A 14228-nucleotide genomic window follows, 5' to 3' on the forward strand; every position below is an offset into this window, starting at 1 on the left:
GCTGCCAAATAAGACAGCATTTATCAGCTAGATAACGCCTACTTGTTAGGCGTTTTTTGTTGGTCATCGAACAGCGTTTACTTTACAATGATCGCTTGTCTGCCAGACTACTGCCATGGCAACGACTGATTAAAACGTTAATCACGACTGATAACACCTTAGCACCCAAAACTTTATTTTTACTCTCTCTATTTCACTTATTCAAGCTCGTACGGAACGTCTATGCATATTCATATTCTTGGTATTTGTGGTACTTTTATGGGCTCGCTGGCATTGTTGGCGCGTGAACTTGGGCATACTGTTACTGGCTCAGATACCAACGTATATCCTCCTATGTCTACCCAACTTGAAAATGCGGGCGTCACTATCGAAGAAGGCTATCTCGTAAAGCATTTGCAACCAGCGCCAGACTTGGTCGTCGTTGGTAATGCGATGAAGCGCGGCATGGATGTGATTGAATATATGCTAGATACAGGTCTGCGCTACACGTCAGGTCCGCAGTTTTTGTCAGAGCAAGTGCTGCAATCGCGCCACGTGATAGCGGTTGCTGGTACTCATGGCAAGACGACAACGACAACCATGCTTGCTTGGATACTGCATTACGCTGGTATCGATACAGGGTTTTTAATTGGCGGTGTACCACTAGTTAATACCACTGACGAGCACTTACAGCAAGTATTTGCACACAGTAGCTATCTAGGGGCAGAAAAAACTAACGGTGATACGACAGCGCCTTCTGGTTATTTTGTCATTGAAGCCGATGAATACGACTCTGCGTTTTTTGATAAACGTTCAAAATTCGTTCATTATCGTCCGCGCACTGCTATCTTGAACAATCTAGAATTTGATCACGCCGATATTTTTGCTGACTTGAATGCGATCCAAACGCAGTTTCATCACATGGTACGCATGATTCCAAGCACGGGCAAAATCATCATGCCTGCAGCAACTATTAGCTTAGAAGATACGTTAGCAAAAGGCGTTTGGACCCCTATATGGCGTACCGCTGTCATCGATACTACCGCATCTAATACCAGTAAAAACGACCGTACGCTTAAAGACAATAGCGACTGGCAAGCGAAACTCATTCGCGAAGATGGCAGTCAGTTTAAAGTCAGTTTTGCTGCTGACCAAGAAGCCGCTGTCATCGACTGGGGCATGAGTGGTATTCATAACGTCAACAATGCCTTAGTTGCCGTCGCGGCCGCTTATGATGTCGGTGTCAGCATCTCTACCGCTTGCGCCGCATTATCGGCTTTTGCTGGTATCAAACGCCGGATGGAGTTGATCGGTGATGTAAACGATGTCTTAGTCTTTGATGACTTTGCCCATCACCCTACTGCGATTACCACAACATTAGACGGTGCCAAAAAGAAACTGGCTGGCAGACGTATTTGGGCGATTATTGAGCCGCGCAGTAATACGATGAAAATGGGCATTCACCAAGACAGCTTGGCTGAGTCAGCTGCCCTCGCTGACTATACATTGTGGTATGAGCCGGCGGGACTAGAATGGGGCTTGAGAGAAGTCATCGAACAAGCCACGGCTGCAAGTGACTCCATCGGCAACCAGCAAGTAATGTCTAGCGTCGATACTATTATCGAGCATATCAGCAATCATGCTCAAGCAGGCGATGCGATAGTCGTGATGTCCAATGGTGGTTTTGAGGGGATTCATCAGCGTCTATTAACGGCATTGCATGATAAATAAACGATTGATTGAACCTTAAACTCAATACTTAGTATCTAAAAAATTAATATCCAATAAATCAGTATCAAATAAAAGCGTGGCTGTCTCATAGACGGGCTACGCTTTTTTATGCGCTTTTCTTTACTCTTCAACCAATTCTCTTATCACGGCTTGCCTGCTAATACACAACTCGTTAGCACCACGGCTACCTTTGTAACCTTCCGTTTACCTATTGCACCTACGTAATAGCAAATCTGACTTTTTCCTCACATAGGCCCTACACAGGTAACATTTTTTGCTTACTCTTGCGTTTGGGGAATCTTTACAATGGAGTTATTAAATTAGCAACATATTATAAATATTAACAATTTAGGAGAATAACATGAGCTTTATTTGGATGATTATCGTAGGTTTGGTTGCAGGTTTATTGGCACGTGCTATCAAGCCAGGTAGCGACCCTATGGGCTGGATCATGACGATCGTATTGGGTATCGTCGGTGCCATGTTAGGTGGCTTCCTAGCGAGCTTAATTGGTATCAACGCAGATGGCGGTTTCACTGGTCTTATCTTCTCAGTTATCGGCGCGATCATTTTGCTGTTTTTGTATGAAATGATTGTAAACAAACGCCGTGCATAATGGCTAATCAGATAGAGTATCTACAAAAAAGCCTTGCGTTAAGTGAGGCTTTTTTTTGTCCAGATATCTATCAAAATATTTAATTTGTGAATGCATGAGACGTGATGTAGACGGGAAAGTATTGATAAGCATTACTTTTGTCCCCATTTATCTTATAATATCAACCCTATTTTGTCCCTATCATTGAGGTGAGCGTTATGGCACTACTCCCTATCTTAAGTTACCCAGATCCCCGCTTGCGCACGATTGCCAAGCCAGTCAAGGAAGTGACTGCTGAAATCAAAACCTTAATCTCAGACATGATTGAGACAATGTATGATGCTCAAGGTATTGGCCTTGCCGCAAGCCAAGTCGATCGTCACATTCAGTTAATCGTGATGGACTTGTCCGAAGACAAAAACGCGCCAAGAGTGTTTATTAACCCAAAAGTCACGCCATTGGTAGAAGAAAAACAACCGTACGAAGAAGGCTGTCTTTCGGTCCCAGATGTCTACGACAAAGTCGAGCGCCCTAATAAAGTACGTATCGAAGCACTAGACGAGAACGGCGACGTCATTGACGAAGTGGTAGAAGGCTTGCTTGCCGTCTGTATCCAACATGAAATGGATCATCTCAATGGTGTGATATTCGTCGACTACCTGTCTCGTTTGAAACAAACACGTGCCCGTGATAAAGTTCGTAAAGTCCTCAAGATACGCGAAAAACAAGGCGCATCATCAGCTGAACAGCAGCCTCAACCGATCAATTCTTAATCTCTTTCTCCTTTACATAATGATGCCTATAGTGGATGTTACTCTCTGATATCCACTATATGGTGCCAATTTTTTAGCAGATACTGTTCTCACCAAAGGTTTACTACTATGACAATGATCAAAATTGACCAATATTTTGAACCTGCCAGCTGGCAGAAATTTACCAAAGCTGCTGAAGGTCGCGAGACCCCGTTTTTAGTGGTGGACCTGAGTCGTATCGAGACCAAATATCATGAGATGGTCAGCCTGTTTCCGAATGCCAAATTGCATTATGCGATGAAGGCAAGTCCGGCAGTTGAGGTCATCAATCTGCTAGCAAAACTTGGCTCTAACTTTGACTGTGCCTCTATCTATGAGCTGGATCGTGTGCTTGATTGCGGCGTTGAGCCCTCGCGCATTTCTTATGGTAACACTATCAAAAAAGCCGACCATGTTAAGTATGCCTTCGAAAAAGGTATCGATCTGTACGCGACCGACTCAGAAGCAGACCTAAAAAATATTGCCAAACATGCCCCCGGTTCTAAAGTATTTGTGCGCATATTGGTGCAAGGGTCAGAGACAGCAGAATGGCCATTGTCACGTAAGTTTGGCTGTCACCCTAATATGGCTATCGACCTTCTCATTCAGGCGCGTGAGCTTGGCTTGGTACCTTATGGTATCTCGTTCCACGTTGGCAGCCAGCAAAAAGACGTTGCTGCATGGGATGATGCGTTAGCCAAAGTTAAGTATATGTTTGACTGGATGAAGAACGAAGAAGGCATCAAGCTACAAATGATCAATCTAGGTGGCGGCTTCCCAACCAACTACATCAGCGAAGTCAATCCTATCAAGGTCTATGCAGAAGAGATTACCAGCTATTTGACTGATGATTATAATGATGACGAGATGCCTGAGATTATTCTAGAGCCAGGTCGTTCATTGGTCGGTGGTTCAGGTGTCTTGGTGAGTGATGTGGTACTAATCTCTCGCAAATCAGATACAGATTTGGCGCGCTGGGTATATACGGATGTCGGTTTATTCCAAGGCTTAATCGAGACGCTAGGCGAAGCCATCAAATATCCTGTCTACACTCCGAAAATGGAAACGTCTACCAGTGAGGGGACAGTCGTACTAGCAGGTCCAACCTGTGACTCAACGGATATCATGTATGAGGAAGCAGGCTATCAGTTGCCAGAAGAGCTTGAGATTGGTGACAAAATCTATTGGCTCACTACGGGTGCTTATACCAACTCGTATTCATCGGTAGAGTTCAATGGTTTTCCGCCGCTTGAAGTGGTTTATATTGACTAGTCTTTACAACTATTATCTATAGAGAAGCGCGGTGCTATTAATAGCAGCACCGCGCTTTTTTGTATTTGGCTATCTGATTGATGAGTTATTGCACCAATAAAGCTATCGGTACACTATTGTTGCTATTGGCCGTTCGACTGCCGCTACTGATGGAGCGTTGTGAAATCTCACCAATTGTCACCCATTGTCCACGTGGCACAGTGAGCGTACTGTTTAGACTTTGACCTTGGATGCTATTACTGCTCGTGCCGTACCTATTGTAGGATGAGTTGGATCGTGCCAGTCGCTCTTCAATTTGTGACAACCTCACTTCGACCTGTCCATCAGGCAGCAGTCTGGGTGTGACAGCAATGCCTTGCGTCGTTGACAGTAATACTTGCTGCTGAATGATAATCTGCGCACTTGGCTGACTGTCAATGGGATAATGATAATTTGGTTGAATAGTGGCACGATAGTTCTGCGTCAATGAATAGAGCGTGCCGGTACTGATACTAGCGGCACTACCAGACAGCGTTTGTACTTGGTAGAAGCTACTACCTTGCTGCTGGCGGTTATATTGATCGATTACGCCTGTACCTTGGATACCGCGATTGGTAATGATGACTTGACCCTGCCGAATATTATCCTGAACACTGCTGCTATTGCCAACACGCACAGCGACTGTGAGCGCTTGTGGCTGACGGTCAATCTGCGTGAGTAGCTGCTGTATCATTTGATAATTGCGGGGTGTCGTTATTAGTACGAGCTTATCTTGGTATACGCTGACGGTACCACCATCAGCGCTATTATCGAGTTGTTGCCTTACTGTTGGCAGTAGCGCGGCACCGCCATAAGTGTCAACCACATAGGTTTGATCACTACTGGCTTGTACTGCTATCGGCAAAATTGTCAGGCTTAAGGCAAGCGCTGGTAAGCATATATTGTTAGCAGCACTGATCGCAAATACAGTGCTCGTTAACTGATGCTTTATATGACGCTTCACATTATTCACATGCACTCTCTCATTTTTCTTGAGCCTTTTTCAATGCTACCTAATCATTCAGACCCAGCACATCTTGCATATTGTATTGCCCGACTGCTTGTTCGGTCACCCAAGTCGCGGCACGTACAGCACCTGCGGCAAACGTCATGCGCTCTCGTGCGCGGTGGGTGATCTCGACCACCTCACCATCAGCGATAAACATCACGGTATGATCGCCTACGACTTCTCCACCGCGTACGGCATGAATGCCAATCGTGCCTGATTCGCGCTCGCCAGTCTGTCCTTCGCGTCCGTAGATAGCGACGTCTTTTAGATTCTGTCCGCGCGCCTCTGCGACGGCTTCTGCCATCATATATGCGGTACCAGATGGTGCATCGATTTTATGTTTGTGATGCGCTTCGATGATCTCCACATCAGCATCATTGCCAAATGCTTTGGCTGCCATGCCAAGTAGTTTCAATGACAGGTTAACGCCTGTTGAATAGTTACCTGCGTAGACGATAGCGATTTTTTTACTGGCCTCTGCTAATACCTGCTCTTGCGCCTCATTAAATCCTGTCGTGCCAATAACCATCGCGACATTATGCTCGGCACAAACTTGCATGTTTTTTTCAGTCGCATCAGGCAAACTAAAATCAATCAGCACATCGATATCACTGATCACAGCTTCTAGCTCGTCAACGATTTGCACATCTAAACGTCCGATAGCAGCCACCTCGCCTGCATCCGCGCCGACGAGACTAGATCCTTGACGCTCAATCGCCGCATTAAGTATCGTGTGTACATTGTTTTGTACGGCTTCGATAAGCATACGACCCATACGACCACCTGCACCGATCACACCAACTTTGATGGCTTGTTCTTTTGTTTGTTGACTCATATCTCTACCTTACATACCTTATATTTGGTGGGGTTATTTTTGGATATCATTTATCGTCAGTTTAACAAATATCGTTAACTGAGTGGTTTTTTATCAGCACAAGAAAAAGCCCAAGGGTTTCATGTGAAACCTTTGGGCTTGCTTTCAGTATAGCTATCTAACAACAGTCTGTCTGAGTTAAATAATCAGTCAAACAAATCGCCAATCTTTTTAAAGAATGATTTTTTATGTGGCGACTGCTGATGCTTACTGTCGTCATCCAACGTATCTTGGAATTGACGCAATAGATCTTTTTGCTCACGAGTTAGGTTGACAGGGGTCTCGATGACCACACGGCAAATCAAGTCGCCTTTCATCGTGGTGCGTACTGGCGTCACGCCTTTACCGCGTACACGTAGCAATTTACCACTCTGCGTACCTTCTGCCACTTTGATTTTTACTTTGCCATCTAAGGTCGGGATCTCAACTTCTTTACCAAGTGCTGCATCAGTGATGCTGACTGGCACATCCATATATAGATCGGCGCCTTGACGCGTAAAGACGTTGTGCGGTTTGACGCGTACTTCGACATACAAGTCGCCATTCTGTACGCCTGCGCCGCCAGCCTCGCCTTCGCCTGCCAGACGGACGCGATCACCATCATCGACGCCCGCTGGGATAGATACTTCTAGCGTGCGTGATTTGTCTTTGACACCATTACCATGACAGTCAGGGCAAGGGTTTTTGATCTGCTTACCAGAGCCGCCGCACTGCGGGCAAGCTTGTTGCACGGCAAAGAAACCTTGCTGCATACGCACTTGGCCTTGACCATGACACATCTGACAGGTCACGACATCAGAGGCATCTTTGGCGCCTTTACCATCACAAGTGTCACATGGCGCTGGCGCGGTAAAGCTGATTTCTTTTTTGCAGCCGCGTACTGCTTCTTCTAATGTCAGCTCAATCACATAACGCAGGTCAGAGCCACGACGCGATCGTCCACCACCGCCGCCACGTGATTGACCAAAGATGTCACCAAAGTTACCAAAAATATCACCAAAAATGTCTTGGAAGTTGCCGCCGCCTGCACCGCCAAAGCCGCTACCACCCATGCCATTTTCAAAGGCAGCATGACCCATGCGGTCATACGCTGAGCGCTTTTCTTCATCGCTCAGTACTTCGTAAGCCATTGAGGCTTCTTTGAATTTGTCTTCAGAATCAGGGTCATCAGAGTTGCGATCTGGATGATATTTCATGGCAAGCTTGCGGTAGGCTCGCTTAATCTCCTTGCTGTCAGCGGTCTTGCTGACACCTAATACTTCATAAAAATCGCGTTTACTCATGGTTTCTCCTATCGTCTTCGTAGCACCACCAGCTCGTTAGTTCATTAGCTTTGATCATTAACGGTCTTCATCTCATACACAATCACACGGCAATGTTTCATGTGAAACATGGAAAACCACAATGTCACAGGATGATAATATGTGCATGTAACGAACAAATACGGTGGGGGCTACTTAGCCAAATCAATTATAAAAAGTTTGCGCTATTTATGGAGATGGTCTGCTGATTTATCAAGCGCTTAAGTCATGAAATTCGTAGTTAGGGCAGTTAGGTTGCGATATACACGATTTATTAAGATTACTACAAAGCTTTTCATACCTGAATAATGACGAGTCGTGCTAGTATTTATCGCCATATCTACGGTCATTTATATCTATAGCGACAACGTTTGCGACAACATGCAACAAGGTACCAAGTCTTATGAAAAAGCTGATTGTTTTATTAATCGTGATTGCCGTAGCAATCTATGCAGGCTCCCCTTATTACAGTGCGTATCAGCTCAAAAATGCTTATGATGCCAAAGACGGTGCCGCTATCGCAGCGACCATTGATTACGAGCAAGTGCGTCCAAGCATCCAAACTCAGCTAACTGATCAATTTGCTACGACCATGACTAAGTATCCATTAATCGCTGAGCTCGGCGGTGAGCCATTGACTGAGGCTGCCAATGGTTTTATCACACAAGCGGTTGATGGTGCTATCACCCCGCAAAATATCGAAAAAGTCATCAACACTCAGGGTCAAGCGAATACAGCAACCAAAGAGCTAGCCGCCGCATGGGCAATCGCTAGCGATCAAGTTGACTTGAGAAACCTGATTCAAAGCTTGATCATTCAGCGTGGCGACGTCGATGCTGTGGTCAAGAGTCAAATCCAGCAAGTCATGAAAAAACAAGCGGCGGAGCTTGAGCAGCAGGCGGCACAAGGCAACGATAGCGACAAGCCAACATTGAGCTACTGCGGTATCAATTGCTTCAATATCAGTGGTCAAGTCAAAGGCTATCCACTCACTATCGAGATGCAGCGCCAAGGACTTGTTCAATGGAAGATCGTCGATATTGTCTTGCCATAAACAAGTTGAGACCGCTTTTAATATTTGAAATATTGATAAGTTAAACGATAAAAACCGCTTTATGAATCAGCTCATAAAGCGGTTTTTTATTACTTCATTCAAGATAGTGATGAATAAAGATCTTGAGCGGTACCCATATAATTATTCGATACCTAAAAATCCTAAAAACTCAGGACTCTCAAAACTTGCTTGATATAGCACACCGTCCTCACGGTAAATGGCAGGCGTTGCTATCACTGCCAGTCCAGCGGCTTTTTCGCGATTGGGCGTCACGTGATCGACGTTGCAACTTGCTGGTGCAGGTGTCATCTCACCTTGTAGCATCGCCTTATCGAATGCCTGACGACGACTGCTCTCGCTACTTTGGCACCAAATACCACGCATTTGCTCAGGTGACTGCTCGTATATCGGATAGCCGATGGTTTTTACCGTCACACCTTTGGCATTGAGCATGGGTATTTGCTGATGAAATCGGCGGCAATACGGGCAGTTGACGTCATCAGCCACATAGATCACCGCCCTCTCAGGACTGGTCGCCGGATAAATAATCAGCTGACCTTCGTCCAATGTTGCAAACACCGATTGATTTTTACGTTTTTCAAAATTCTCATCGAGCCCGATAAACTGACCGTTTTTGATCACTGATATCTCACCATCGGTGATGTACTGCGCATCGTCCGATAGCAAAAAAGGTACCCCTTCGAGAGTCGCACCCCAGATGACACCTGGTACTGCGGTATAAAAGAACGGCGTTTTTGCACTCATGTTTTTGAGCGCACGCGTATTGGCAAGCATCGCCGATTTGACTGCTGCACTGACAGGCTTGCCTACCTGCGCACTCGTGCTGCGTACTGGTGTTTTGGTCACTACCCGCTTACTTGGATTCTTTTGTAACTCACCCTGAATGACGTAGCGACCATCTTCAGTGATGTGTAGTGGTGGCTGCCCAGCCAAATTTACCTGATACATATTGGGTAATTTGGACGGCACAATAGAGGTAATCTGCGTTTTGATACCTGCTTGGGTCAGCACTTGGCGCAACCGCTTATCGACCGTTGCACTTACCGCTTTGCTCGTCTGCACGCTTTGATTGTTTTGGTTCAATTGGGTGCTCGTCGCATCCGCTGAGCTTGATTGGGCACAAGCAGTGGTGGCTAGTAGGATGACGCTGATTAAGCTCGCAAATTTAAATACAGATAATGTCACAGAAACAGTCCCAGTTGGTTTTTAATAAATGCAATGCTTCACGAAGCCAGCTCTTATTAATCACAATTATATTATGTAAAAGAGTATATTAAAATATTAGACAGACTTTAGCACAAAGGAATTTTTTGCAAAGTTATAAAAGCGCAGTTTTGCAAAATTGCTACTGAGCTTTAAGAGATAGGCAACACAAGCAGACCGCAAAAATAGCGAAGGAGAATCATAGGTAAAAATAGCTGACAGCAAAAAGCAGCACACGATGTCGTGGCTGCTGATGTTTTTTAGAAGAGAGCAATTTAAAAACAGTATTTATGTAAATACTAGAAATTAAAATTTAGCGACTTCTTCTGGCGTTAAGAAGCGACTGTCGCCTTTTTCTAGGCCGTCTAGATTGATATGACCGATACTGGCACGATGCAGCTCAGTTACTCTATTGCCAAAGTAACCCATCATGCGTTTGACTTGATGGTATTTACCTTGCTCTAGCGTCAGGCGGGCGTGTGTCTCATCAATGAACTCAAGAATCGCAGGCTTGGTTGGCTCATAATCGCCTTCTAATAGAATCCCTTCAGCGACTTTTTTCACGGCTTTTTCTTGGGCATCGCTATCCATCGGCGATGCTAGAGTCAGCTCATAGACTTTGGCGTGTTCATGCTTAGGACTGGTGACACGGTGTAGCCAGCCACCATCATCACTCATGAGCAATGCGCCAGTGGTATCGACATCGAGACGTCCAGCGATACGCAAACTACCCAATTCTGGCACGGCGATCAGCTCAGTGACGATTGGGTATTCTTTGACTTTTAACGTACATTCAAAGCCTTCAGGCTTATACAGCAAGATATAGCGATTGCCCGCAGCAACTGACAGTGGCTCGCCTGCCCACATCACATCATCGTTGACGACATCGACATGTAGGCCAGGGTCTTTGACCACTTGATCGTTTACAGTGATTTCGCCCGCGTGCATGATCTTTTTTGATTCTTTGCGCGACAGCTCGGTGGCTTTACTAATGAATTTATCTAAACGCATACTATTTACTACCATCGGTTTTATGATACCAGCCCTAAATCAGAAACTAACGACGCCAGCACTCAGCCGTGAGTAGCTCGTTATCTTCGATGGTTAGAAATGGTACTATAATGAAAAATGAAATGAACACTGTACCCAATACGGACGACAGTGAAAGTGAGCTAAGTTTACCATATCCAACCTAAGCCTGATGAAATATGAGCTATCAAACGCTAAAACGTGCCGTCACCGCGCGCCTAGAAATTAAGAAATCTGAGTTTATTGCTTACGCGTATCCGGTGAGCTCGCGTGAGCAAGCCATGTTTCACGTGGAACAACTGCGCGAGCAATATCCTGATGCGCGGCATTTTTGCTGGGGCTACATCATTGGTGACCCTGACAATACTACCAGTGCAGGTTTTGACGACGATGGCGAGCCAAGCGGCACCGCAGGCAGACCAATATTAAATGTCCTACAACACAAGTCCATCGGCAATGTCATCATCATCGTGGTGCGGTATTTCGGCGGTATTAAGCTGGGAGCTGGTGGTCTCACTCGCGCTTATGCAGGCTCTGCCCAAGCGGCGGTCGATGAGATGACATTAAATCCCTATGTACCCATGGCACAGATTCAGATACTCGCAGAGTTTGCGACTGAAGCACAGTGCCGCTATATGATAGAAAATCTCGGCGGTCACATCGATGATGTCGCCTATAGCAAACAAGTCACCTTGACTGCGACATTGGCTGAGGCAGATATCGACAGCTTAAAAGAGCGACTTGCGATGGATGGTCGCGTATTGGATCAGCCAGAAGTCTAGAAGAAACTGATTAACCTTTCTCATTAGTCGCTTAGATATAGTAGAACCTCAATAAAATTGATACAGCATAGGAAACGCGCTCGATTAAATGCTACTTTTCTTGCTTGCTGTGACTGCGTTTCCAGAGGCTGCGAAAAATAGCGTTTAATCTTGCTATACCATTTTTATAATGGTTTCACTATAGTTGTATTCAGTCTCCATTTATTAGCTTGTCAGCCATTTTCAGTAATCATGCGTTCACTGAAAATTATTGGTTTTTACAGATACTGGCGTTATGATAAAACAACCTTATCACGCTACTTTTTTGTTTTTCCACGATCATTAAATAAGACCCAAATATGCCAACCTCAACCAAACCTTTCTCTCCAGCGCCTTTTAAGCCACCCTTTTGGCTGACCAATCCACACTTGCAAAGCATCTTGCCCAAGTTTTTTGCGCCAAAAGCACCAACCTATCGCCGTGTGGTAGCAAAAGACTCTTTGGATGAAAGTGATATTGCCTACGATTTTTATGATGCGCACCCTGTAGACACATCAAAAAACGGTGCGCTTGAGCAAACGCCATTGATTGTCTTATTCCATGGTATGGAAGGCAGCAGCGACAGCCATTATGCGCGCGCATTGGCTTACCAGATGCACGCGCAAGGTTGGCACTTTGTGGTGGCACATTTTCGTAGTTGCGGCGGTATTCCTGCTAATGGTAGAGTTTTTTATAATGCGGGTGATACCGATGAAGTGCATCACGCGCTGCAAAATCTAAAGCAACGATACGCCAATATCTATGCGGTCGGTGTCTCTTTGGGTGGCAATGCACTGGCAAAATATATGGGTGAATACGAAGACAAGGTTCTTTGTAAAGGTGCCGTAGTTATCTCCGCGCCAGTCGATATGTCATCAGCGGCGCTTAGTATGCACAGCTTTTTGAGCCATCGAATTTATACGCCTTATTTGCTCAACCCAATTATCAAAAAAGCCTTGGCCAATGACATTACTCAAGAGGAAATCGACTCGATCAAAGCCGTCAATCGCATCAGTGACTTTGATGATATCTTTACCGCGCCGCGTCACGGCTACCGCTCTAACAACCACTACTATCAAGCCTCGTCCGCCCTTCCCTATTTGATAAAAGTGACCAAGCCTTTATTACTCATCAGCGCAAAAGACGACCCGTTTATTGGCTTTACCGCGACACCAAACGATGTCTCCGATAGCGTTACTATCTTAGATACTGAGCATGGTGGACATATCGGCTATTTGCGTTATCGCTCAGATAAAGGTCAAGCCAAAAACAATATTAATGGCAAATCTTCAAAATTTGATATCAACTGGATACCCGAAACGGTGAGTGCCTACTTCAATTGGATTGGGGTCGAGTCACGTAAAAAATAGGCCTAAGCAGCCCTGACAATACATCCTACTTTAACGACTTTTAATGCTGTCCTTTAAACCTTCGAGACGACTTTATGTACCCATTTATCCGTTATGCCAGCACCATCGCTCATGCTGCCCTAAAAGCAAAAAAGGGCGATACCTTAACCCTAAAAGAGACCAGCGAGATTCAGTTTCGCTGTCGCTTGTCAGACATCGATAACTTCTTGGAGATGAATAACGGTCGCGTATTCACGCTGTATGATTTGGGGCGTATGGACTTTGCAGTGCGTAGCGGACTTGGCACGCAGCTGCTAAAACAGCGTTGGGGTCTGGTCATCGCTGGCAGCACCATTCAATACCGTAAGCGTATTCGCGCCTTTGAAAAGGTCACGCTAAAGACCAAAATAGTCGGTATCGATGCGCGCTGGCTCTATATCGAGCAATCCATGTGGGTCAAAGGCAAACCTTGCTCCTCTGCGCTACTGCGTACAGGCGTGACCAAAGGCGGTCGGGTGATCGACACGGCACAAGTACTGGCAGCATTGGGGCAGTCTGATTGGGACCTACCGCCAACTGGCTATGTCGCCGAATGGATAGAGAGCGATGCTGATCGTCCGTGGCCACCAACGGAATGACAACCAAACCGCTTGGCTTAAAACGACTCTTACTGAGCATTCATTTAGAGCACGTCACGAGCAAGTAACCTTATGGCTACTATTTCATAACAACTCATTATATAAATATATATAATAAATGTTAGGATATGAGTGAGTATGACATTCGACTCAACTAAATATAGTCTGATAAGGAGAATAATATGGCTAACACGACGGATTTTGTCGGTACGTTATTTGATAATAGTGAATCAAACCCAAGCAAAATCACTCTAGCTTTCACCATGGCTGGCGTAGCACTCAAAAAAGGCCACTCTGCCACGGTGATATTGATGGTAGATGCGGTACATCTGGCAAAACCAAATGCGCTAGACGATGTCAATATTGGCGCGCCATTTGAGCCTGCTGGCGAATTGCTAGAAGCTTTTATCGAGAAAGGCGGACAAGTATTGGTCTGCGGTGCCTGTATGAAACACAATGGTTTGGAAGAAGCAGACATCGACAAACGCTTTGAGGTGATTAGCGGTGATGACGTGGTTGAGCTGTTGATGAATGCGAAAGGGTCGTTGCAGTTGAATTAATCAT

Annotated in this window: 14 protein-coding genes; 9 read left to right on the forward strand and 5 right to left on the reverse strand. The window is 45.5% G+C overall.

Translation table 11 applies throughout. The annotated features are described in order from the left end of the window. The first annotated feature begins 222 nt into the window (after positions 1-222). The 4 genes from mpl (at position 223) to QO189_RS04875 (ending at position 4368) form a co-directional block, all read left to right on the forward strand. Positions 223-1710 carry a UDP-N-acetylmuramate:L-alanyl-gamma-D-glutamyl-meso-diaminopimelate ligase gene (gene mpl / locus QO189_RS04860; RefSeq protein WP_371531756.1) on the forward strand — a complete coding sequence of 496 codons (1488 nt, stop codon included), beginning with the start codon at positions 223-225 and terminating at the stop codon, positions 1708-1710. Between the two features lie 361 nt (positions 1711-2071). Further along, positions 2072-2326: a GlsB/YeaQ/YmgE family stress response membrane protein gene (locus QO189_RS04865; protein WP_058024727.1), complete on the forward strand. Its 255-nt coding sequence runs from the start codon at positions 2072-2074 to the stop codon at positions 2324-2326. Positions 2327-2523: 197 nt separating this feature from the next. Beyond that, entirely contained in the window at positions 2524-3078 is a 555-nt protein-coding gene (gene def, locus QO189_RS04870) for a peptide deformylase (RefSeq protein WP_371531757.1), read from the forward strand. A gap of 114 nt (positions 3079-3192) precedes the next feature. Then, positions 3193-4368 carry a type III PLP-dependent enzyme gene (locus QO189_RS04875; RefSeq protein ID WP_238036501.1) on the forward strand — a complete coding sequence of 392 codons (1176 nt, stop codon included), beginning with the start codon at positions 3193-3195 and terminating at the stop codon, positions 4366-4368. Between the two features lie 85 nt (positions 4369-4453). On the opposite strand, the gene QO189_RS04880 is transcribed toward QO189_RS04875, so the two are convergent. The 3 genes from QO189_RS04880 to dnaJ all read right to left on the reverse strand — a co-directional run bounded on the left by QO189_RS04880 (position 4454) and on the right by dnaJ (position 7552). Continuing rightward, positions 4454-5359, reverse strand: coding sequence for a hypothetical protein (locus QO189_RS04880; protein ID WP_371531758.1), 906 nt, complete (start codon positions 5357-5359; stop codon positions 4454-4456). A 40-nt stretch (positions 5360-5399) separates the two neighbouring features. Continuing rightward, positions 5400-6230 (reverse strand): 4-hydroxy-tetrahydrodipicolinate reductase, encoded by an 831-nt coding sequence (gene dapB, locus QO189_RS04885; RefSeq protein ID WP_371531759.1) that lies wholly within the window; start codon positions 6228-6230, stop codon positions 5400-5402. Positions 6231-6415: 185 nt separating this feature from the next. Further along, complete coding sequence (gene dnaJ / locus QO189_RS04890) at positions 6416-7552, reverse strand: molecular chaperone DnaJ (RefSeq protein ID WP_371531760.1); 1137 nt, start codon at positions 7550-7552, stop codon at positions 6416-6418. Between the two features lie 421 nt (positions 7553-7973). Here dnaJ and QO189_RS04895 point away from each other — a divergent pair, with 421 nt between their 5' ends. Continuing rightward, the gene (locus QO189_RS04895; RefSeq protein ID WP_371531761.1) at positions 7974-8624 is read left to right on the forward strand and encodes a DUF2939 domain-containing protein; all 651 of its coding nucleotides are present in this window, start codon (positions 7974-7976) and stop codon (positions 8622-8624) included. 141 nt (positions 8625-8765) lie between these two features. On the opposite strand, the gene QO189_RS04900 is transcribed toward QO189_RS04895, so the two are convergent. Both QO189_RS04900 and QO189_RS04905 read right to left on the reverse strand, forming a co-directional pair. Continuing rightward, positions 8766-9830, reverse strand: a complete 1065-nt coding sequence (locus tag QO189_RS04900) for a disulfide isomerase DsbC N-terminal domain-containing protein (RefSeq protein WP_371531762.1) — start codon at positions 9828-9830, stop codon at positions 8766-8768. A gap of 324 nt (positions 9831-10154) precedes the next feature. Next, positions 10155-10859, reverse strand: coding sequence for a pseudouridine synthase (locus QO189_RS04905; RefSeq protein WP_371531763.1), 705 nt, complete (start codon positions 10857-10859; stop codon positions 10155-10157). Between the two features lie 197 nt (positions 10860-11056). Between QO189_RS04905 and QO189_RS04910 the strand changes: the two genes are divergently transcribed. From QO189_RS04910 to QO189_RS04925, 4 genes are all read left to right on the forward strand, one after another. Further along, positions 11057-11659, forward strand: a complete 603-nt coding sequence (locus QO189_RS04910; RefSeq protein ID WP_371531764.1) for a YigZ family protein — start codon at positions 11057-11059, stop codon at positions 11657-11659. A gap of 338 nt (positions 11660-11997) precedes the next feature. Then, positions 11998-13047 carry a YheT family hydrolase gene (locus QO189_RS04915; protein WP_371531765.1) on the forward strand — a complete coding sequence of 350 codons (1050 nt, stop codon included), beginning with the start codon at positions 11998-12000 and terminating at the stop codon, positions 13045-13047. 74 nt (positions 13048-13121) lie between these two features. Beyond that, complete coding sequence (locus tag QO189_RS04920; protein ID WP_371531766.1) at positions 13122-13664, forward strand: acyl-CoA thioesterase; 543 nt, start codon at positions 13122-13124, stop codon at positions 13662-13664. Positions 13665-13846: 182 nt separating this feature from the next. Beyond that, on the forward strand, positions 13847-14224 hold the full coding sequence (locus QO189_RS04925) for a DsrE family protein (RefSeq protein ID WP_201599434.1): 378 nt from the start codon (positions 13847-13849) through the stop codon (positions 14222-14224). The last annotated feature ends 4 nt before the right edge of the window (positions 14225-14228 follow it).

The sequence above is a fragment of the Psychrobacter sp. Arc29 genome, from assembly GCF_041431175.1.
Taxonomy (GTDB): domain Bacteria; phylum Pseudomonadota; class Gammaproteobacteria; order Pseudomonadales; family Moraxellaceae; genus Psychrobacter.